This window comes from Taibaiella helva (assembly GCF_003545695.1).
GTDB classification, from domain to species: Bacteria; Bacteroidota; Bacteroidia; order Chitinophagales; family Chitinophagaceae; genus Taibaiella; species Taibaiella helva.
The window spans coordinates 134948-154544 of sequence record NZ_QUZZ01000012.1 but is presented as its reverse complement, the minus strand read 5'-3'; the positions used below and the strand labels follow the sequence as shown (position 1 = coordinate 154544).

Sequence of the window (19597 nt, the reverse complement as noted above, 5' to 3'; positions counted from 1 at the left end):
TGCTAAAATTAAATCCTTCCGTTCTTCTTCCAGGGGTGTAAGAGACATCCCTTTCTTCCTCTTCAGGCTCGCAAATATCTATGCTTAATTATCTTCTCCCCCCAACTTTTACGATTGATCCCAGACTAGGTGGCTGGTTTGATTATGGCACAATTAGCAAGTTATGCCCGGACAGGTTTGTGACCCTGCACATCCCGGGCCAGGTACTGCCGATATCGTACCATTGCAAGACGGGCTGCAGGTTAAATTGCCAGCCTCAGTAATACCAGGGCATCCCAGGCAAGAGGGAGTTTGCGAGAAGCCGCATTCACCACATACCTGTCCTGCATTCGTTACACATGTACCGGTAGCACCGCCAGCAATCCCGTTGCTTGCTGATAAGGACAGGATACTGTCTTTGCCGAGGATTAACTTTTTGCCTAGTTGAATTTTTGTCTTTTTCATCTGACTCTTTTTTTTGAACTCTAAAGGTCACACTCTCCACTGCAAGGTTTTTTCAGTGAAATCACAGGGGTAAATAAGATCGCAAAAAAACATAGAAGCTATCCTGGTAAAATTAAATCAGCAACTGCTTTAAAATTTGGTGGTGTACAACGTACCCCGATAACCTGCATGGCGGTTACGATCTCCTTGTTGAGCAGCAGCTTCTGCAGAGATTCAGCTGTTTCTTTTTCATTGTGATGAACTTTAGGAGAACCTAAAGCTCACTTCTGCCACTGCAATTTTTTTTCAGTGCATGCACAGGTTACGCCTCAAGCGCTGCAAACGCAAAAAAACACAACAAAGCTGCCGGAATATGGTGGCCTTATGTCAAAGAGTTATGTATCCGGGACAGCCAACTGTGAAGTGAAGTCGCACAGTTATGTACTTCTGTTTTTTGGTCCGGGATGAAATTTTTTATTTCGTTGGGTGGTCGCCGTTATAAGACGCGACCGTTTTATTTCACCCTTAAACAATTGATTTATGAAAAAGAACACGTTACTTTTTGCGCTCCTGTTCTGCGCTGCCCTGATTGTGCCCGGAGTGCTTAAGGCGCAGCCGGCGGGTAAAGTAATTATTACCAATATGACAGGCTGCGAGCTCCACCTTGTTGCTGTAGGCAGCCTTTCGACATGCGGCGTATCTGCTTCTTACACCAGCACTATGATCAATACCACAGGAACGGTAGTGTTTGATGTCTCAGCCGGTATCCCCGGCTGGTCGTCTGGTCCCGCATTAATATCCGGTATTTACCTTTATCCTGCGGGGACTTGTGGCTTTCCCAGCCCTCTGTTTTTCCCCTATGGCGCCTGTCCGGGCTTCGCTACTAGCCTGCTTGCTTACTCCGTAAGCAATGGTGACTGTGTACGGTGTTCTCGTTCGCAATTCAACGGTGTCTATACGCCGCCTCCTTTTCCTGGTGGCACAGCAACACTAGTATTCTCTTAGCAAGAACCTATATTGCGAAAAAGAGTATATTGCCGGTGATTTACCGGGAGCAACCACAAAAGCGTTGCGCTATAAAAAGCAGGAAAGCACTATACGCCACCTTGTAAGGGGTGGCGTATGGCTTCCGGGCTTTATTGCGCGCTATCCTGGTATTATCTGCCTTTACTGTACTTGTTTTCGAAAGCTGTTCCCGCCTGGTTGATCTTTGCGCCAATAGCTTCGAAGTCCTTGTTCACCTGCTCCAGCAAGGCATCTACCTGCGGGGCTATAGTGTTGTTGCCATTCTTCTGCTGTATGCGGAGCGCAATAAGCTGCTTATAATCTTCGTCCATCAGCTTCTTGTAGCCCTTCAGGCCCCCTGCTACGGCAGCCCTCAGACCTTCATCGTCGCTAAGCGGCTTGATCTTGTCCACTTCCGCAATTGATTGGGCCAGCTTGCCCGACCATTCCTTGCGCACAGTTTCGGCTTTGGTATAGTCCTGGCTCATCATTGCTGTATTCATATCGTTCATGCTTTTGGTATGCCCGTTCATCAGGGCCATCAGCTTGTTGTTGTAATCGGCAGGGTCCTGCGAGCCGCAGCTGGCAATAAAGAGAGAAAGAAGGGCGAGAAGGCTCATCAGCGCAATGTTCTTTACAGTCACTTTTTTCATTTGTACGTGTTTTTTTACGAAGACAAAAGTAGGCAGAACGGATTCCGGGGATATCCCCGGAATCCGTGATTTTATTCCCTGCAGATAATGGTAGTTTTGCAGCAGCAAGATCAGGAGATCCCTATATCCGCTTGCTTACATCCGGAGCGCCGGGGAATCAAATGAAGGAAAGATATGATCAAAGTAATGGTAATAGACGATCATCCTATTGTGCTGGAAGGCTTGAAAAACCTGCTTTCCAGCCGTGATGACATGATGCTTGCCGGGTGTTTCGGTACGGGCAAGGCAGGTCTTAAGGCCATAAAGGAGCTGGAGCCCAATGTAGTGTTATTGGACATTAACCTGCCCGACATCAGCGGAGCCGATATCTGCCGGCAGCTGCGCCGGCAGGATAAAGAGACGCGTATTATCACCCTGAGCATACACAATGAACGCCCGGTGATCAGGAACATACTGCAAGCCGGTGCGAATGGTTACGTGCTGAAAAACTCCGTAGGGGAAGAGATCATTACAGCGATCCATACCACCCTGGACGGGCGCCCTTATCTTTGCCGTAAGACACAGGAGATCATGAGCCAGGTCGGGGAAGGCGACCTGGTGGAGATACCGCAGGTCACACGGCGGGAAAAAGAGATCATGGAGCTGGTGAGCAAAGGCATGACCACAGGACAGGTAGCTGCGCAGCTATTCATCAGCACCCATACCGTGGAGAGCCACAGGAAAAATCTTATTGAGAAATTCGATGCGGCCTCGATGACTGCGGTAATCAAGCTCGCCACCCGGTACGGCCTGATCTGAACCTGCTGCCACCGGGAAGCAGCCATAGCGTAATGGTTTCCGCAGGGCCGCAGACATCCGGCGGGAATCTGCACAAACATTTATTGATTATTTTGATACAGCCCCATACCCCACACCATTTTTTTAACATTATTCTTTATGCAAAAGATCGGCTCTTTCCTGGCCATCATCAGCCTTCTGGCCATCATACTTGATTTCTTTAATCGTGTGCCCCGTATCCTGGCCTGGATCTATCTCTGGGGCGATGGCGCCGCCTGGGCTATTAAGATTGGTCTGCTTGTGGCAGGTGCAGCACTCTACCTGGCCGGAAGCAAAAAAGAGAAGCAGGCAAGCTGATCTTGGTGCAATGCCAGTCATTTTTAACGGAACCGCAAATCATGAACAGGATAAAGATCGTGCCGGTAGTTCTCGTGGCTCTGCTACAGCTGCAACCTGGAGATCGGTCTGAGCAGCGTTCAAAGAGCATAAAAAAAGCCAGGCTAAAAATAACCCGGCACATACTCACCTTTTACTCGTAGAACCTACTACGGTTCTGATATAACATTATTGCGTGCATTATGTTCGCCGCCATCAGCTCAGCTGAAATGCTGTCTGAAATGCTTTTTCCTGTGCCACGGCATAGGCCGTGATCAGTCGTCCAAAAAACTTGAGGTTCTCAATACACTCCTGGCGGTCGTAAAAGGAAGCCGCAGAGCTGCCCAGCAGCGCCCCGGTAAATGGGTGCTTGATGCTCCAATGCCAGTCTTTCTGTTCGTCCTGATAAACCTCAATGGTCGGTAGCTGTTGATTGTGCATGATCTTTTAAACAATTAGAACTGCAAAGGTCACGGGTTTTGCTTATATAAATTAACCTTAATGTCTATAATTTATAAACCCCGTGTTTTTATACTCATAAAGTTACTACAGGATAGCTCAAAATATACCTACAACAGGTATTTATCTTGTTTATTTAAGAATAATTATAGTAACTATTGCCGGTTTTAACGGATAAAACGCGTGGATCGGACATGAAAAAAACGCCCATAAAGGCGTTTCAGTTTGATTTTTAGTAAGATAGGCATCGTTTGTGTCCTTATGCTCTCATGGCCACCTTTTCGATCTCCCGTCCGATAATTGTCGCCAGATCTTCCGGCAGCAGATTCTCTGTCGCAAAACGCCATTGATAACCTTCTTCCTGCTGCGGGCTGCCGCGAAGCTCGTAGAGCCGGTCGTACAGGATAACGGAAAACAGGCTGTCCTGCTCGGTACGGTAGCCGGTTGCTTTGAAGCGCATGTCGTAACTGCCGATCTTTATTGTCGCGTCAATGTGAATTTTGTTTTCCGTGTTGTTGCGCATGTTGTTCTCTTCCATAATTGACCAATCTTTTGCCGTAATTTATCGATTTTCTACCAACAACGAACAAAAGCCGGGATGGTTCACCATAGCGGCAGTTCAGCGCAGGTACTGATTAAAACGGAAAAAGGACAAACTTATTTTCCCGCAATAAAAAAGCCCCGCAGGGCAGGGCAGATGAACCAATTGCTTTCCATAATTAATTCAGATCGTGGACTCAAAAGCATCAGGTGAAAAATAGATCATCCGCCGGTTGTTCATTTTTAGTTTGGCCAGGATCACTTCCGGGTTAAAGGGGCTGACGTGAATATAGTACTGCAGCAGCTCACCCCGGTCGTCTGTTACCGTACGCAGCTCACTGCAATTCAGGTTGGCGAACTCTTCATGAGTAAGACCGAGCATACTGGCCATTTGCCCCTCGGAGGGCGGCCTCCGGGTTAATATTGTCCTGTTGTAGCGCATAGTTAATGGTTTGGTGTCATAAAATTACGACAAGCCCGGGCCATACGCGGCAACAACAGTATAAATTTAAGATTTATTTAAATATCTGGGAAGAACAATCATGCAAAACCGGATTCGTATTGACGGTTGCCGCGTTCAGGCAAAGGTAGGTTCGTCCTCAGGGTTCACCGTCAAAATCAGCTCAATCAGCTTCGCTTCGGTACGCAGCAGCTTTTGATAAAGCTGGTATTCCGGCATGTTCTCCAGGTAGATTCTTTCTTGAGTATTCATGGCCTAAAATTATTAAAGTTGATCGCCGTGTCCTGTTAAGGGTAGCAAAGCATCTCCGGTAAGAAATACTTATGCGACTACCTGAATCCAATACAAGAACTGTGCCATTTTTGGGAAAGCTGTTGTTAACCGCTCCGGGTATAAATATACGGATACCTTGCAGCCCGTTCCCGGACCAATACCGGTCGGTCTTCTGAATTAATCCGTCGATTTCCGTTCAACGCGCTATTTCAATCCATGTCGTCTTTTTATGACAACCGCTGGCGGCGCGGGTACTATGCGTGAACCGGGAGGAATGCGTTGGGGGGCAGCCCCACACCTATCCCTATTCGCCTGAGGACGGACGATATTATTGCAGGTTCAGCAGGGAAAGCGTTAACAGGAGCGGGTTGCCTTGCTATGCTTCCGGCGGTACCAGCTTATCGATCGCATCGGCCATGTCCTCATCTTTTTGTGTGACCACATTGCCGGCATCATGCGTGCTGAGCCATATTTCCACTTTATTGTAGGTATTGGTCCAGGTGGGGTGATGATCCATTTTTTCGGCCAGGTCGGCGACCCGGGTCATAAAGGAAAAAGCCTCTTTAAAATCCCTGAAGGAAAAGGCACGATAGAGTTGTTTATTCTGTTCCAGCCACATAGTGATGATTTTTTGTAGGGCGAATATAAAACAACATTACCTTCGGAATGTTGTTGCGGCAAAGGGACCGGACGATAGTCTTCATCTGCCTGGAAAAACCGGTAATATTGTTCGTCCATTAAATCAAAAAGACAAAGCGTATGCGGATTCTGCTCATTATACTGATTCTTCTTCTTATCCTGCGTCTTTTCCGTAAAAAGAAAAGCCCGCCCGACCTGCAGCCCGCCGCGATGGCGCCGGACGAGGTGCACGCGGCGCTGGAAACCCATGTGTCCTTTTACAAGCGCCTGGATGCCGCCGGCCAGGAACGCTTTCGCAGCAGGGTAAAGCATTTCCTCGACACTACGCGGATATCGCCGGTAGACGGAGTGGCCGTTACAGAGCTTGACCGGCTGTATGTAGCGTCCAGCGCGATTATCCCCATTTTTCATTTTGACGACTGGGCCTACAACAACCTCGACGAAGTGCTGCTGTATCCCGGCACCTTCAGCAAGGATTTTGATCATGAAGCAGAAGAACGCAATGTGCTGGGTATGGTGGGCGACGGCGCTATGCATAGGATGATGATCCTTTCTCAACCTTCGCTCCGGGCAGGCTTTGAGCAGCGGGGCGCCGGGAATACGGGAATTCATGAGTTTGTACACCTGCTCGATAAGGCGGATGGGGCCACCGACGGCGTGCCGGAATATATGATCCCGAAGGCGCTCGTGGCGCCCTGGATCAGCCAGATGCACCGCGCTATCCGCGCCATACGGGAAGGCGCATCAGACCTTAATCCTTATGCGGGAACGAATGAGGCCGAATTTTTTGCCGTCCTCTCCGAATATTTTTTTCAGAAACCGCAATTCCTCAAAGAGCACCATCCTGAGCTTTATACCATCCTGGACCAGGTATACCGCCGCTGAGGGCTAAGCAGGGGAGCTGCTTCTTATAGCTGCTTCCCTATAGGTGAAATGACGGCGAGGAGATTTGTGCCGGTAAGCGGCGCGGGGACCCGCGTTTTACGCTCCAGCTGATAAGGCATCATTTCTTATTGCGGTGAAAGCGCATCAGTGCAATGTCGCCCTGGATAAAGGTGAGTGTGCTACCATCCCTGCTGACATCATACTTGTTGATCCGTTTCAATTGCTGCAGGAAGGTATTCTCGCCTTCGCCGGGACAGGCCATCATAGTGAGTGCGATGTCGCCGCGGAAGCTGATAGTGTGGTCTGAGCTTACCAGTGGGCCATTAAGGCCGTTGCAACCGGTATAGCCGCTGAAACGCTTTTTATCGGTGTCGAAGGTCAGCTCCGGCTTTCGCCCCGGGTACAGGCTGTCCAGCGATGCGCCCGGTGCAGCGAGCAGATCAAGGGTCCAGCTGCCGTTCAGCACAGCGAGCGGCGTGCTTTCGGTTTTTGATGACGGAACGCTGCCTTTGAATGTGGCGCAGCTTCCGGCCAGGAACAGCGCGCCTGACAACAGGAATACGGTTGGTTTCATAGCAGTGTTGGTATAAATGAACTGCTAATTTACCAAGTTTTCCGGTATTTTAGCGGGCTGCATTGTATCCGGACCGCCCAAATGATGTTATCGATAGAAGCATGGTTTTCTTTTTATGCAGCAGAAAAAAAAACGTTTAATTTTGGCCCTGATCACCCGGCGCTCTTAACGGAAGGTTAGCGCACCTGTTTTAAAAGCACTCACGCCAGTACTAATGCCTCAAAGAAAGATAAAACATGTCGCCATCGCCGGAAATATAGGGGCGGGAAAGACGACACTGACCCAGATGCTGGCTAAGCACTACAAATGGACACCGCAGTTTGAATCGACCGAGGATAATCCTTATCTCAACGATTTTTACAACGATATGCAGCGCTGGTCCTTCAACCTGCAGGTTTACTTCCTCAATAGCCGGCTGCGGCAGCTGCTGGAGATCCAGAACGGGAAGCATACCGTGATCCAGGACCGTACCATATACGAGGATGCACACATCTTTGCGCCCAACCTGCATGAAATGGGGCTGATGTCGCGGCGGGATTTTGAAAACTATGCACAGTTTTTCCAGACCCTGAAAAAGATGGTCAGCCCGCCCGATCTGCTCATCTATCTCAAAGCTTCCATTCCCACACTCGTCGACCGCATCCAGAAAAGGGGGCGGGAATATGAGGAAAATATCCGCCTGGATTACCTGAAACGCCTTAACGAGCATTACAACAACTGGATCGATAAATACGACGACGGTCCGCTGCTGGTCATCGAAAGCGATGAGATCAATTTTGACGAGACCGAAGACGGTTTTGCACGCATCATCGGCAAGATCGATGCCCAGATCAACGGCCTTTTCTAGGCACTGTTTGCGGACATGTTGTTTAGATGGGTTGCGTGGCAGAGACGTTGCATGCAACGTCTCTACACAAATAACAACGGAGGTATGCCTGTCTGAAAACATTGCATGCAACGTCTCCACACAAATAAGAGCAGCGGTAACCCATCTGTAAGGAAGTTGCGTGCGACGTTTCTACAACAATATCAGGATATACCATTCTGCAAAGACGTTGCAGGCAACGTCTCTAAGGCTCAACAACAGGGGCGGCACATCGAAAACCCCTCCTGTTCTTTATCTCTGCCCGCAATGGCCTGCCCCGCGTCCAAAAATGACAGAACTATTACAATCGCCAATACCGCTATTTGCTGTTTCCCTGGCTAACTTGCTACCTTTGCAGCAATTTTAAACGCTCCGCTGTTTCTTATGACCAAAAGCGATCCCAAAGCCTCTTTGCTGGTAGTGGAAGATGAGGAAAGCCTCAGGGAAGCGATCAAGCTGAACCTGGAACTGGAAGGCTACGAAGTAACCACCGTCGACAACGGCGCTGCGGTGCTTAAGGCTGTCAAGAACGAATATTTCGACCTGATCATACTCGATATCATGCTGCCCGAAATGGATGGTATTACCGTATGCGAAAATATCCGCATGCAGAATAATGAAGTGCCGATCCTTTTCCTGTCGGCACGCAACAGCGGCGCCGATCGTATTGAAGGGCTGAAAAAGGGTGGGGACGACTATATGACCAAACCCTTCAACCTGGAGGAGCTGTTGCTGCGGGTAGAGAAGCTGGTGGTCAAAAATAAAAAGCTGAAGGAAAGAAATGCGGCGCCGGATGTTTATACTTTCGGGCGGTGCAGGATCGATTTCACAGCGCAGTCGGGCAAAGACAAGGACGGTAAGAACCTGGAGCTGAGCAAGAAGGAGATCGCCCTGCTCAAGCTGCTGGTAGAGCACAAGAACGAGGTCGTTTCCCGGGAGCATATCCTGCAGGTGGTATGGGGTTACAACGTTTATCCCACCACACGTACCATTGACAACTTCATCCTCAATTTCCGAAAGTATTTTGAAAAGGATACCCGCAATCCGCGGCATTTCCATTCGGTACGCGGGGTCGGTTATAAATTCACCGAATAACTTTGATTTTCCGGCGGGATTTTATATTTTTATCCGATCAATTCCAATCCGATGATGAAAAAATACGCTTTGGCGCTTTTGGTAGGTTCCCTTGGGTTCATAGCTTGTAACAAGGATAGAGATATGGTGGAAGCCACTGTGATCGACACCGGCGATATCACCAACGAAGGTTGCGGCTATGTGCTCCGGCTGGAAGATCAGGCCCTGCTGCAGCCCGAATACCTGCCCTCGGCTTACCAGCATGGCGGCCTGAAGGTTAAAGTAAAATATACCCATACCGGCGTACAGGATACCTGCCAGTTCGGTAGTGTGGTTTACGACCTGGTGTCGATCCAGGATATCAAAAGAAATATAAAGTGATCGGCATTACCAGGCCAGGTCGTCTTCGGGCGCCTCGCTCCGGAAGTGCTTTCTCGATATGATTTTTTCCAGTTGCCGTTCGTATATCAGAACGGCAATTTTTTTGGTCACCTCCGTCTCCGTGGCCATGGCCGCCTTGATCTTCCGCTCCGAAATATCGAGCCGGTACAGCATAGAGAACAGCTGGTCGGGATTTCCGGCGATCAGCTGGTCTACCCGCCAGGTGAGGGCGGCGATGATCTGCTCCCGCGATACCCGGTCGTTGAGCTCGAGGCCGAAATCGCCGGCCAGGGTATGAATCAGTTCCAGTTCGGTTGCGGACATAGTTGCCAGGTACAAGATTAAAACGTCAGTGCTAAGATAAAGAGAATTCTGTAGGATCTTGGAAGCGCTTACGTAAACACCCGGCCATGCGGCCGGGTGTTTACGTAAGATTTATTGCAGGTATTATTCATTGATGGCTTTCATCACGATGTTCTTCACTTCGCTCATGGGCACCCTTTCCTGCTCCATGCTGTCGCGGTAGCGGATGGTAACCGTATTGTCTTCTTTGGTCTGGTGATCGATGGTCACGCAGAAGGGCGTACCGATCGCATCCATACGACGGTAGCGTTTACCGATCGTGTCCTTTTCCTCGAAGAAACATTTGAAGTGCTGCTTGCATTCCTGCATCAGTGTATTCGCGATTTCCGGAAGACCGTCCTTCTTGGTCAGCGGCAATACGGCCAGCTTGATCGGCGCCAGCCTGGGGATAAACTTCATCACCACGCGGCTGTCCTGCTTTTCCTCTGTGCTCAGGTCCTGCTCTTCGTAGGCTTCGCTCATCAGCATCAATATCGTACGGTCGAGGCCGATAGAAGTCTCGATCACATAGGGGATATAGTTGCCATAGGCCTTGCCGTTCTCATCGAGGTCGGCATCGAAATACTGCATTTTCTTTTTGCTGTATTCCTGGTGGTTTTTCAGATCGAAGTCGGTACGGCTGTGGATACCTTCAAGCTCTTTGAAGCCCATGGGGAAATTGTACTCGATATCGCAGGCGGCATCGGCATAGTGTGCAAGCTTTACATGATCGTGAAAACGGTAGCGGTCAGCCGGTATGCCCAGGGTCATATGCCATTCCATGCGCTTTTCTTTCCAGTATTCATACCATTGCTTTTGTGTGCCGGGACGTACGAAGAACTGCATTTCCATCTGCTCGAATTCGCGCATACGGAAGATGAAGCCGCGGGCCACGATCTCGTTGCGGAAGGCCTTACCCACCTGCGCAATACCGAAAGGTATCTTCATACGGCCGCTTTTCTGCACGTTCAGGAAGTTGACGAAAATGCCCTGCGCGGTTTCGGGACGCAGGTAAATGGTATTGGCTTCTTCGGCTACAGAACCGACTTCGGTAGAGAACATGAGGTTGAACTGGCGCACATCGGTCCAGTTGCTGGTGCCGCTTACGGCGCATTTGATCTTGTTGTTTTCGATCAGGGTTTTGAGTCCGGCGAAATCATCGGCTGCGATCAGCTTATCCATTTCCGCCAGCAGCGCCTCGCTTTGCTCCTGCGGCAGGGTCTCGGCAAAGCCCTCGATCAGGTGATCTACCCGGTAGCGTTTCTTGCTGTCCTTGTTGTCGATCATCGGGTCGCTGAAGTTGTCGACGTGACCGCTCGCTTTCCATGTGGTCGGATGCATGAAGATAGCGGCATCGATACCCACGATATTCTGCTCGTTCATCTGGGTCATCCAGCGCCACCAGTAGTCGCGCACGTTGCGCTTCAGCTCTGCGCCCCATTGACCGTAATCGTATACGGCGCCCATGCCATCATATATTTCACTGGAAGGGAACACGAAGCCGTATTCCTTTGCATGTGCGATAATTGCCTGTAATTTGTTCTCGTTTGCCATAAATGAATAATGAGATCAGCTGCAAATGATCCTGGTAAATGTGCCGGGTTGTTCTTCATTCCGGTCCGGCATTTGCTGCCTGTACGCTTTTTAAAATTGGTTGCAAATATACGGCTATATCGGGCCACAAGAAATCATCTTTAAAGAAAAACATAAAAATCATAAATTGAAGGTTATATTTTAGTTTTCAGCCAGTTAGTGCTCAAAGTGCCTTTGAAATGACAGGACTGCAGTCGATGCTAACAGCTTTTTACAGGGGAGAAACATAGCGAGGAACAATGCCTGTATTGTGACTTTTTATTTCCAGGTACCTGTTATTTAGCGCACTTTTGATGTTGGCTTTCTGCTTCACGCGGTTATCCTGTTTCAAAAGAATCAATGTTTCTGTGATTTGTTAGAGCGAACCGGTTTATCCCTCCTGGGGATGCCGGTTTTGTTTTGGCATAAATTTTAGCCGGGAAAACAAAAGATAACGTTTTTATTCCTTAAACTTGCTTAGTTACAAAAACTTAATATCGGGCTGACCCACAATAAAATATATTTGCCGGCATTGCGCCGGCGATAAAATATGCAGCCGGTTGCTGTTCAAAACGAATTGCATGAAAAAGAAAAAGGACGCACCGATCATCCGGGACCTGAGCTGGCTGGCTTTTAACGACAGGGTAATGCAGGAAGCCAAGGATCCTTCGGTCCATATCTATGACCGGCTACGTTTCCTCGGTATTTTTTCCAATAACCAGGACGAATTTTTCAGGGTACGGGTGGCTGCCCTCAGCCGTATGGTACGTATGGGCAAATCGGCCAAAATGCACCTGGAACAGAACCCCGACAAGATACTCCAGGCCATACAGGAAAAAGTGCTGCTGCAAAGCGCCGATTTCGACCGCACCTATGCCGGTATCATACGGGAGCTGGCCAAGAGCAATATTTTTATCAAGAATGAAAAGCAGCTGAGCAGCAAGCAGGAACATTACATCAAGTCCTACTTCGATGAAAAGATACGCACGCAGATCGTACCGCTGATGATCGAAAGTATGCCGCAGGCGCCCTTCCTGCAGGACAATGCCATCTACCTGGCCTGCGTACTGGGCAGCAATGAGAACCCGATGATGCAGCGGTACGCCCTGATCGAAATACCCTTGTCCAACCTGCCGCGTTTTGTGCTGCTGCCCTCGGAGAAAGATACTAAGGACATTATCCTGCTGGAAGATATTATCCGCTGGAACCTTCCCAACCTCTTTGCGGCATTCGGTTTCAACCGTTTCCTCAGCTATATCATCAAAGTAACGCGCGACGCCGAGTTCGAGCTGGACTACGATGTGAACAAGAACCTGATCCAGGAGCTGGAAAAGGGAATCAAGGACCGGAAGAAAGGACGCGCCACACGTTTCGTTTACGACCGTAATATCGATCCGGGGCTGCTGGCCTACCTCACCAAGCGGTTAAACCTGGCCAAGAAAGACAACCTCATTCCCGGAGGGCGCATCCACAACTTTAAAGACTTTATGAATTTCCCGGCTTCTGTGTTCCGTGATTTCGATCCGCGCCAGAAGCCTTTCGTGCATCCTTTGCTGATCCAGCCCTGCCGTATCATGGACGTGCTGAACCATAAGGATGTGATGCTGAACTTTCCTTATCATTCTTTCGATTCCATCATCGATCTGCTGCGCGAGGCGGCGATCGATCCCTTCGTGCAAAGCATCAAGATCACGTGCTACCGTCTGGCCAAGGATTCGAAGATCGTGAATGCCCTTGTGAACGCAGTACGCAACGGAAAGGATGTAACGGCTGTAGTGGAGCTGAGGGCCCGTTTCGACGAAGAAGCCAACCTTAAATGGAAGGCCCGCCTGGAAGACGAAGGCGTCAAGGTGATCCTGGGGTTACCCGATCAGAAAGTGCATGCCAAGCTTTGCGTGATCAAGAAACGCGAGTTTGAACATACCAAAGAGTATGGCTTCATCAGCACCGGTAATTTTAACGAAGGCTCGGCTCAGTACTATGGCGATCATTGCCTGCTGACGGCCGATCGTAAAATAATGCTTGACATCAACCGTATCTTCAACTACCTGGAAGATCCGTTGCACAAGATCGCGCAGCTGAAAGCCATTAAAACGCTGGCGGTGGCGCCGGTCAACATGCGTACCTTCTGGTTCCCGCTTATCGATAAAGAGATCAAAGCGGCTAAAGCCGGGAAAGAAGCTTCGATGATCATTAAGCTCAACAGCCTTGTCGATGCTCAGCTGATCGGGAAGCTGTATGAAGCGGCGACAGCAGGTGTTAAGGTCAACCTGATCGTGAGAGGTATCTGCTGTGTGCTCACCAAACAAAAAGCTTTTGCCCGGCCGATATTTGCCATCAGCATTATCGATGAGTACCTGGAGCATGCCCGTGTATTCGTCTTTCACAATGAAGGCAAGCCTAAAGTCTTTATTTCCTCTGCCGACTGGATGGTGCGCAACCTGGACCATCGCGTGGAAGCGGCTTGTCCCATCTTCGATAAGGAGATCAGCCAGGAGCTGATCGATATCCTCAATATACAGCTGGCCGAGAATGTAAAGGGCCGTATACTGGATAACCAGCAGCGAAACGAATATGTTGAGCCGGCGGAAGGCGACGCCGATGTCCGTTCCCAGATTGAAATCTACGATTACCTGTTCAAGAAGACGATAGCGATATAGCGCCTGTGGCGGTCACAGGCTTTGTCAACTCGCTATTTTGTCTGAACTTTATTGGTCGTAAAAGAATGTATTATCACGCTTAAACTGTTCGAGATTGATCTTAGCTGCTATCGATATTGGTTCCAACGCTGCCCGCCTGCTTATTACAGAGGTGACCACCTATAAGGACGGTACTGTAGATTATACCAAGCTGAACCTGCTGCGTATACCGCTGCGCCTGGGTTTCAGCGTATTTGATAATGGTGTGATCCCTGAAGATAAGGTCACGCAGCTGATCGATACCATGAAGACCTACCAGCTGCTGATGAAGATCTATAAGGTCGAGGCGGTGAGGGCCTGTGCAACGTCGGCGATGCGCGATGCCCGCAACGGAGCGGCTATCGTGGAGCAGGTACGTCAGCTTACCGGCATCGATATCAATATCATCAGCGGTAGCGAAGAAGCGAACGTGATCTATGAGACCCATATCGCCGAAAACCTTAACTCGGGACAAAGCTATTTGTACATCGACGTAGGCGGTGGCAGCACCGAGCTGACCATGTTTGCCGATAACCATATTGTTTTCAAGGAATCCTTTAATATCGGCACCATTCGTTTATTAAGCGAAAAAGTTACCGAAGCCCAGTGGGAGCATATGAAGTGGTTTGTGAAGACCCATACCCGCAATCTTCAGCCCGTAATCGCTATCGGCTCGGGCGGCAATATCAACAAGGTATTTTCGATCTCCAAGCGGAAGGAAGGAAGGCCCCTGAACCTTGAGCTGCTGAAAGACTATTTCAAGGAGCTGAGCAGCTGCACGCTCGAAGAGCGCATGCATATCTATAACCTGCGCCGCGACCGCGCCGACGTGATCGTACCGGCCTTGCAGATCTATACCTCCGTTATGCGCTGGGCTGGCGCCGACGAGATCTTCGTGCCCAAGATCGGCCTGGCCGACGGTCTCATCAAAGTGCTGTACCGCGAACGCGTCAGCGATCATTCCTTGTTATCTTAATTTTGTTCCGCATAAAATGAGCAGCGCGGCTTTCCTCCCAAGGTCTGCCGGTGGCTATCTTTAGCCTATACAGCCGATGCTTTCCTCGCAGGAGGCGTCGTGTATTTTCTTTGTACTCACCGGAGAAATTTTGCCTGATCCTTTAAATTACCCCCCTTTTCCTAAGAAACGGGGGGGCAACGGCGTCTATACTAATATAAATGCTATTGCTATGAAAAGCTTATTTACGCTGTTAGCCTGCAGCCTCGTCCTGTGCTGCAGCGCTCATGATCGCACCTTCGACAAGCTGAAGGAGGTAAATGCCTGCTGGGCGCGACAGCCCGAAGCGACAACGCAACCCCTGCCGGTTTATTGGCAGCTCCCGGAAAAAGAATGGATACGCTTGCACCTGGCGCTGGTGGAAAAAATGCTGCGGCAGCGCGATGTGAAGACTTTGAGCCCCAGCCAGAAGGAGCGCCGCCGCCGGTCGCTTGACGACTTGTATGCCTACTGGAATGAAGGCCGTTTCCCGGTCAATGACCGATATGCGTCCCGTACACCGATCTTCATTGATGCGCGGGATAATTTCTGCGCTGTGGGCTACCTGCTGAAAGCCTCGGGATACGAAGCGGTATCGCGGAAGATCGCCGCCCAGACCAACCTGGCTTACGTGATGCAGATGCAGTATCCTGAGCTGGATCTCTGGGCGCAGGATCACGGCTTTACCAAAGAAGAGCTCGCCTGGATACAGCCAGGTTACCCGCCAGAGCACCAGGTAAAGGCATTGGGCAAAGGGGTAAACGGAACGGTTAATGAGTTGTTCGCCGCTCCGGATGGCGACAGGCTGTACGTAGGTGGCGCCTTTGACCAGGTCGACAGCAGCATCAACAGCCGCAATATTGCTTATGTAACCCGTGAAACCTCCGGCAGCTATATCTGGCACGATATGGCCGGAGGGACGAATGGCGCGGTCAATGCCATTGCTGCCCACGATGGAAAGATATTTCTGGGGGGACAATTTACGATGGCCGGGACCTTAATGGCCAGGAACATTGCTTACTGGGAAAACGACAGCTGGCACCTGGCTGGCTGCCTCGATGGTACCGTCGAAGAGCTCGCTGTGTTTAAGGGGAAAGTATATGCTGCCGGCGCCTTCGCTCTTTGCGCCGGTTCCGATGCAGCCAACCTCGCTTATTGGAATGGTATGGGCTGGATAGCCGTACCGGGCCTCAGCGGCAGGATAAGAACAATGGAAGTGACGGAAGACCGGCTGGTGTTGGGCGGTAGCTTTCGATACCAGGGTACGGCACAGAATGTGATCGCCTGGAGCCCGGACAATGGTTTTCAGCCTTTCGATCAACCTGTCAGGAATACCATACTGGATTTCGAGCTGTTTAAAGGCGCGCTGTATGCGGTAGGAGAGCAGGTTGAAGCGGGTGGAACGCCGGACATTTTCCTGAAGCTGGAAGGTAACCAATGGCGCTCTCTGTATGACCCTTCCACCTTTTCTTACATCGCGTTGTGGGATAAGCTGAGCATGCATACACTGGTTGCCGATGGCGATTACCTGCTGACGGGCGGGCAGTTCATCGGCAGCGAGATGATGGGTGTCCAGGCCCGGAATGTTACCGATATTACCCCGGCGCCATCACCTCAAAGTAAGCGTTTCTTCTGGCTGGACAGCGCTGTGAACAAGATGATATGGTTCAAAGGAGAATTGATCGTGGGTGGTCATTTCCGGTCAGGCTTCTTCGGTTCACCGGTGAATGGCATTGGCAGGAGGGTTTTAAATCCGAGCTCAGGTATTCCTGCCGATCCGGTACAATATGCCTTTTCGGTAGCACCTAACCCGGTTACGGGTGATGGCGTCTGGTTACAGAACAGTTGGAAAGCAAGCCGGTATAGCTTGTTCGATCTTAATGGTAAGCAGCTGGCACAAGGCAGCCTGCGCAGTGAGAAGGAGCAGCAACACATCGCTTTGCCAGCTGCTCCTGCCGGTATATATTTCCTGCAGCTGGGCAACGAAAAGGGCGTAAAGGTACAGCAGAAGCTGATGATACGATAGCCCTGTGCCGCAGCAATGCCCTATAGTAGGTAATCGAAGCAAGGGGATAATACAAGAGCGGCCGGGAAGCCAGACTTCCCGGCCGCTCTTAACATCAGGACAATAACGAAACGCCTACAGGTTGAACTTAAAGTTGATATAGATCAGCGCATCCTTACTGTCTTTTTTAAAATCGGAAGCAACGCCGAAACCGGAAGATAAAAAGGAATTGAAGCCGAAATTGAAGGCCATGTTGAATATGGCTTTATTGTGATCCTTGTAATTAGCCAGCATCACACCTAATACCACGGACGTCTTTTGTTGTATGAAACCATAGGGTTTTTGCTTGCAGAGCCCGTACTCCAGGTTATAGCTGACATAGCCTTTCTTCTCGGCATCGCCGTTGAAGAAGCCGAAGCCGGTAAAGTTGAAGCCGACAAAGCGTTGCATCTTGGAACGGGAAGGCAGCATATAGACCAGGGATTCGTCGAGGAAAGGGGAGATCGCGTTGCCTGTATATACTGTTGCACCCAGGCCCAGGAAGATGCGGATGCGTTTCCCGATAAAGCTCAAGGCCGCGCCGTCGTCGTTTGAGGAGGTCATAGGCACTTTAGCCTCCGGATCGTAGGCAAGCATAAACGTATGGTGGCTGGCATCCTGGCGGGGCCAACGTTTCCTTTGCTTATTGATCTCCTGGTCGGCCAGGCTGCCGATACGGTCCATCACATTCGGATCTTCCGATAGTGCGATGATGTCGCTGAGGTCTTTCAGTATGAACGTATATTGCACCTGGACCAGCCCCGAATCGACCAGGGGCTTCTCCCTGATCCTTACATTCTTCACTACCCTGATGGTATCGAAGCTTGTTTTCAGCTGGTAGTAATTCCCCTCCTTGTAAGCCATTTGCTTTTTGCCGCCAAGATCCTCTCCATAGTTGAATGCAATGATGGCGCCGTCGATAGGTATGTTTACTTCCAGCAGCTTGGTGGAATAGGCGCTGCTGAAAGAATCCTTCAGAAACCTGGCTTGTGCTGCAGCAATGTCGGTAATTTCTTTCAGCCGGTTCTTTTCACCCCAGTCGCTGAGGCGGAGAAAGTCGACCAAAAGCCTGCCGTCATTAGGCAGCCGGAAATCAAAGTGATTGTTGTATTGTTCGGCGGTAAGCTGAAACATTTGCGCCGGCGGTGGTTTGTCCAGCGGCGCTGTGGCTATGGAAACATCTCCTGCAAGCTGGGCGCTGCCTTCCTGGTTCAGCAACAGGAGCAGGTACATGGACATCAATACTTTTTTCATGAATAAAGGGAACTAATTTTTGCTTTTGGTAAAGAGCTGCACAGCTGTTGAGGATAATGCGTTTTCCCTGCCGTCCGGTAAGGTCAGGTTGGCCGGAAGAAATCCACCCAATTCTTTTTTCTGTTGAGGCGTCGCCGCATTCTCATTATCCATATCGGCCAGGTGCAGCACCCTGGGCGTCTGGGGCGGTGCAGCGGCCACTACCGGCGCTTCTATGGGTGCTTCCAGCTTTTCTTCCTTAGCTTCCGGTACGGGAATATTTGCCGTCGGAGCTTCCGGCTTGGACGTTATTATCGGCGCCGCGGCAGCAGCCCGGTTGTGGTGTTGCGGTATCGTAGTCGTAGGCATGCCAGGACCTGTGGCCGTTGCCGCTTGCAGCACAAATACGGTATCTGTTCTGATAACCGTCTGTCGGCCGGCAACTGCGGGTGCACTTTCTTTTGTGTTATTGCCTTTATGCGGCAGGAAGAAAAAAGCGATCAGCAGGCCGGCGGCTACTGCGGCTGTATGGCTCAGCCATAAGGGTATGAGCCGGGTCTGCCGTTTCTTTTTGGCTTCCATCTGTTGCCATAGCTTTTCCCTGTCGGGCCGGAATCCCAAAGCTTCCGGGCTTTGATCAGCCAGTTTCTCTTTCAGCAAACGGTCAAATGAGTTGTCCATTGTCAGCTTTGTTTTTGCAGATAAGCTTGCTACCTGCTTTGTTAGTTCCTTCCCATTTTTTGTTTCAGTAAAGCGCGGGCTTTGAACAGCTGCGATTTAGAGGTGTTTTCCGATATCTGCAGCAGCGCTGCGATCTCTTTATGTCCCATATCCTCAAATACAAACAGGTTCAATACGGTCCGGTAGCCGGCGGGTAGTTCGCGGATATATTTCAGCACCTCCCCGGCCTGCATTTTGTCCAATGCTGTCTCTGCAGTATCGCTTACCGGCAGGTCGGGCTTTTCGTCGATGGAGATGATCAGCTGTTTTTTCCGGCGCAGGAACATCAGGCATTCATTAACGACGATCTTGCTGAGCCAGGCCCGCATGCTGCCTTCCCCGGCATATTGAAACTGGTGCAGGTTTTTGAAGCATTTGAAAAAGGCATCAGACAGCACCTCTTCCGCATCGGCCGTTCCGGGGATATAGCGCAGGCAAAGCAGGTACATACCGTCAACATACCGGTCGTACAAAAGCCGTTGCGCAAAAGATTCTTCTCTTTTGCAGCCCTCAATCAGTTGCACTTCGGTCATGACAGGATGTTGCTACGATATATTTCCGGACGATTATCGGGTTTCTTCATCTGTGATGCTGGTATATAAATGCGGTTGGGTGAAGGGAGGTTGCCTGT

General features: G+C 50.2%; 23 protein-coding genes. 10 read left to right on the top strand and 13 right to left on the bottom strand.

Annotation, left to right across the window (positions count from 1 at the left end; genetic code table 11):
* Positions 1–153 precede the first annotated feature (153 nt).
* Positions 154–444: a class I lanthipeptide gene (locus DZC79_RS21910; RefSeq protein ID WP_198666934.1), complete on the bottom strand. Its 291-nt coding sequence runs from the start codon at positions 442–444 to the stop codon at positions 154–156.
* Positions 445–963: 519 nt separating this feature from the next.
* Here DZC79_RS21910 and DZC79_RS17520 point away from each other — a divergent pair.
* Positions 964–1428, top strand: a complete 465-nt coding sequence (locus DZC79_RS17520) for a hypothetical protein (protein WP_118952914.1) — start codon at positions 964–966, stop codon at positions 1426–1428.
* A gap of 152 nt (positions 1429–1580) precedes the next feature.
* Here DZC79_RS17520 and DZC79_RS17515 read toward each other — a convergent pair whose 3' ends face one another.
* The gene (locus DZC79_RS17515) at positions 1581–2081 is read right to left on the bottom strand and encodes an LIC11966 family surface protein (protein WP_118952913.1); all 501 of its coding nucleotides are present in this window, start codon (positions 2079–2081) and stop codon (positions 1581–1583) included.
* 174 nt (positions 2082–2255) lie between these two features.
* Here DZC79_RS17515 and DZC79_RS17510 point away from each other — a divergent pair, with 174 nt between their 5' ends.
* A complete protein-coding gene (locus DZC79_RS17510; RefSeq protein ID WP_118952912.1) occupies positions 2256–2879 on the top strand; it encodes a response regulator in 624 nt (207 codons plus the stop codon).
* 138 nt (positions 2880–3017) lie between these two features.
* Entirely contained in the window at positions 3018–3215 is a 198-nt protein-coding gene (locus tag DZC79_RS17505; protein ID WP_118952911.1) for a hypothetical protein, read from the top strand.
* A gap of 234 nt (positions 3216–3449) precedes the next feature.
* Here DZC79_RS17505 and DZC79_RS17500 read toward each other — a convergent pair whose 3' ends face one another.
* The 5 genes from DZC79_RS17500 to DZC79_RS17485 form a co-directional block, all read right to left on the bottom strand.
* Entirely contained in the window at positions 3450–3674 is a 225-nt protein-coding gene (locus tag DZC79_RS17500; protein WP_118952910.1) for a hypothetical protein, read from the bottom strand.
* A gap of 277 nt (positions 3675–3951) precedes the next feature.
* Complete coding sequence (locus DZC79_RS17495; protein ID WP_118952909.1) at positions 3952–4230, bottom strand: hypothetical protein; 279 nt, start codon at positions 4228–4230, stop codon at positions 3952–3954.
* 186 nt (positions 4231–4416) lie between these two features.
* Positions 4417–4674: a hypothetical protein gene (locus DZC79_RS17490; RefSeq protein WP_157977242.1), complete on the bottom strand. Its 258-nt coding sequence runs from the start codon at positions 4672–4674 to the stop codon at positions 4417–4419.
* A 135-nt stretch (positions 4675–4809) separates the two neighbouring features.
* Entirely contained in the window at positions 4810–4944 is a 135-nt protein-coding gene (locus DZC79_RS21750) for a hypothetical protein (protein ID WP_262607338.1), read from the bottom strand.
* Between the two features lie 397 nt (positions 4945–5341).
* On the bottom strand, positions 5342–5584 hold the full coding sequence (locus DZC79_RS17485; RefSeq protein WP_118952907.1) for a 4a-hydroxytetrahydrobiopterin dehydratase: 243 nt from the start codon (positions 5582–5584) through the stop codon (positions 5342–5344).
* 140 nt (positions 5585–5724) lie between these two features.
* Here DZC79_RS17485 and DZC79_RS17480 point away from each other — a divergent pair, with 140 nt between their 5' ends.
* Positions 5725–6489 carry a M90 family metallopeptidase gene (locus tag DZC79_RS17480; RefSeq protein WP_118952906.1) on the top strand — a complete coding sequence of 255 codons (765 nt, stop codon included), beginning with the start codon at positions 5725–5727 and terminating at the stop codon, positions 6487–6489.
* Between the two features lie 118 nt (positions 6490–6607).
* Here DZC79_RS17480 and DZC79_RS17475 read toward each other — a convergent pair whose 3' ends face one another.
* On the bottom strand, positions 6608–7063 hold the full coding sequence (locus DZC79_RS17475) for an META domain-containing protein (RefSeq protein ID WP_118952905.1): 456 nt from the start codon (positions 7061–7063) through the stop codon (positions 6608–6610).
* A gap of 214 nt (positions 7064–7277) precedes the next feature.
* On the opposite strand from DZC79_RS17475, the gene DZC79_RS17470 reads away from it, so the two are divergent.
* The 3 genes from DZC79_RS17470 to DZC79_RS17460 all read left to right on the top strand — a co-directional run bounded on the left by DZC79_RS17470 (position 7278) and on the right by DZC79_RS17460 (position 9383).
* The gene (locus DZC79_RS17470; protein WP_118952904.1) at positions 7278–7910 is read left to right on the top strand and encodes a deoxynucleoside kinase; all 633 of its coding nucleotides are present in this window, start codon (positions 7278–7280) and stop codon (positions 7908–7910) included.
* 402 nt (positions 7911–8312) lie between these two features.
* On the top strand, positions 8313–9023 hold the full coding sequence (locus DZC79_RS17465) for a response regulator transcription factor (RefSeq protein ID WP_118952903.1): 711 nt from the start codon (positions 8313–8315) through the stop codon (positions 9021–9023).
* A 123-nt stretch (positions 9024–9146) separates the two neighbouring features.
* Positions 9147–9383, top strand: a complete 237-nt coding sequence (locus tag DZC79_RS17460; RefSeq protein ID WP_157977241.1) for a hypothetical protein — start codon at positions 9147–9149, stop codon at positions 9381–9383.
* Positions 9384–9389: 6 nt separating this feature from the next.
* Here DZC79_RS17460 and DZC79_RS17455 read toward each other — a convergent pair whose 3' ends face one another.
* Together DZC79_RS17455 and DZC79_RS17450 are read right to left on the bottom strand one after the other, a co-directional pair.
* Positions 9390–9707 (bottom strand): hypothetical protein, encoded by a 318-nt coding sequence (locus DZC79_RS17455; protein ID WP_157977240.1) that lies wholly within the window; start codon positions 9705–9707, stop codon positions 9390–9392.
* Between the two features lie 123 nt (positions 9708–9830).
* Positions 9831–11279 (bottom strand): glycine--tRNA ligase, encoded by a 1449-nt coding sequence (locus tag DZC79_RS17450; RefSeq protein ID WP_118952900.1) that lies wholly within the window; start codon positions 11277–11279, stop codon positions 9831–9833.
* 599 nt (positions 11280–11878) lie between these two features.
* On the opposite strand from DZC79_RS17450, the gene ppk1 reads away from it, so the two are divergent.
* The 3 genes from ppk1 (at position 11879) to DZC79_RS17435 (ending at position 16995) form a co-directional block, all read left to right on the top strand.
* On the top strand, positions 11879–13957 hold the full coding sequence (ppk1, locus tag DZC79_RS17445) for a polyphosphate kinase 1 (RefSeq protein WP_118952899.1): 2079 nt from the start codon (positions 11879–11881) through the stop codon (positions 13955–13957).
* A gap of 94 nt (positions 13958–14051) precedes the next feature.
* Positions 14052–14951, top strand: a complete 900-nt coding sequence (locus DZC79_RS17440) for a Ppx/GppA phosphatase family protein (RefSeq protein ID WP_118952898.1) — start codon at positions 14052–14054, stop codon at positions 14949–14951.
* Positions 14952–15162: 211 nt separating this feature from the next.
* On the top strand, positions 15163–16995 hold the full coding sequence (locus DZC79_RS17435; RefSeq protein ID WP_157977239.1) for a T9SS type A sorting domain-containing protein: 1833 nt from the start codon (positions 15163–15165) through the stop codon (positions 16993–16995).
* 114 nt (positions 16996–17109) lie between these two features.
* Here the strand turns inward: DZC79_RS17435 and DZC79_RS21960 are convergent, their stop codons facing one another.
* The 3 genes from DZC79_RS21960 to DZC79_RS17420 are packed head-to-tail and all read right to left on the bottom strand — an operon-like array spanning position 17110 to position 19499.
* Complete coding sequence (locus tag DZC79_RS21960) at positions 17110–18267, bottom strand: hypothetical protein (protein WP_118952896.1); 1158 nt, start codon at positions 18265–18267, stop codon at positions 17110–17112.
* Positions 18268–18279: 12 nt separating this feature from the next.
* Positions 18280–18927, bottom strand: a complete 648-nt coding sequence (locus DZC79_RS17425; RefSeq protein ID WP_157977238.1) for a hypothetical protein — start codon at positions 18925–18927, stop codon at positions 18280–18282.
* 41 nt (positions 18928–18968) lie between these two features.
* On the bottom strand, positions 18969–19499 hold the full coding sequence (locus DZC79_RS17420) for an RNA polymerase sigma factor (protein ID WP_118952894.1): 531 nt from the start codon (positions 19497–19499) through the stop codon (positions 18969–18971).
* Positions 19500–19597: the final 98 nt, after the last annotated feature.